1 protein-coding gene and 1 pseudogene are annotated in these 1,238 nt (G+C 68.8%); both read right to left on the bottom strand.

The window, feature by feature from the left end; genetic code table 11:
* Nucleotides 1-131: 131 nt before the first annotated feature.
* Complete coding sequence (locus ABZ471_RS48755) at nt 132-503, bottom strand: Ku protein (protein ID WP_359075641.1); 372 nt, start codon at nt 501-503, stop codon at nt 132-134.
* A 136-nt stretch (nt 504-639) separates the two neighbouring features.
* Nucleotides 640-897: pseudogene (locus ABZ471_RS48760) on the bottom strand (Ku protein); the annotation flags it as partial.
* Nucleotides 898-1,238: the final 341 nt, after the last annotated feature.

Below are 1,238 nucleotides of genomic sequence, written 5' to 3' on the forward strand. Positions count from 1 at the left end.
CGCGAGCTGCACGAACTCCTCGGCATGCCCACCGACGAGGCGACCGTCAACGTCACCCGCAGCCGCCTCGGACGCCTCGCCCGACAAGGCTTCCTTACTGAACCCGGACGAGGCCGCTACCAGAAACGGACTTAACGTCCACTGAGGTCGACGAATTCCGCGCGCTGCAGCTCGGAAGGCCGGGCCAGTTCGCGATCGTGCATCTTGGTGTCGACGAGCGCGGCAAGCGCCTGGGCGTAGTGGTCGGTGAGGTCCGGGACGTCGTCCAGCTTGTCGGCGGTGAGGGCGTCGACAAGCTCCAGGGCGGCGGCCAGCTCCTTCTCGTCTACGTCGGCTGGGGCGGGTGCGATGCCGCGCTCGACGTCACGGATCTCATCCGCCCAGCGCAATCCGTTGAGGACGAGGGTGTCGCCGAGGGGCCGGAGCATGCCAAGGCGCTCGCGATCCCCGCGGATCGCGTACTTCACGATGGCGACCCGCGTGCGGCGTTGCAGGGCGCGCACGAGGAGGGCGTAGGGCCGGGCGGTAGCGGGGGAAGCGTCGGCGGCGAGGTAGTAGCCGGCGGCGCCGATCTGTCGGGGGGGCGATCCGGTCGGCGGGAACGACGGCGACCAGTTCTATGGCGCGGGCGGTGGCGATCGGCAGGTTGTCGAGGTCGGCGTCGGTGAGCGGCACGAGGTCGGCAGGCGTCTCGTAGCCGCGGCCGATCGCATGCAGGGGGACCTCCTGGTCGTCCAGCTCGCACACCCGGCGGTAGCGGATGCGTCCGAGGCAGTCGTTGGCGGTGTGGACCAGGTGTAGCGGTGTGGTGCCGCGCTCGGTGGCCTTGACCAGGCCAATGGGTACGGAGATCAGGCCGAACGTGATGTGGCCATTCCAGATGACGGGCCCGGGCATAGCTGCCCTCCCTAGCCCCCCTCGTGACCTGGGCTTTCACGCTATGCCACAGGCGGCGGAGCGTGTCCGGTCTACATGAGCGGTCCCAGCGCGGCATCCGCCCCGCACTCGGTGCAGGCCACGACGGACGACCCAGCACTTCGAGCACGGCGAACACGTCCAGCTTCTCCACCTGCTCGGGGGCTTCGTCGACACGTGCACCTCAACCTCCGGCGGTGGAGGCTCGGCGGATGGCATGGGACTGACCTAGGACGTGTTTGAGATGTGGTCACAGCGCCTGCCGTATGAGGGTGAGCTGGACGGTCGACTCGTAGCGGACGGCGAGCTTGTCGTACCTGGTC

It is taken from the genome of Streptomyces sp. NPDC005728, assembly GCF_040630895.1.
Classification (GTDB): Bacteria; Actinomycetota; Actinomycetes; order Streptomycetales; family Streptomycetaceae; genus Streptomyces.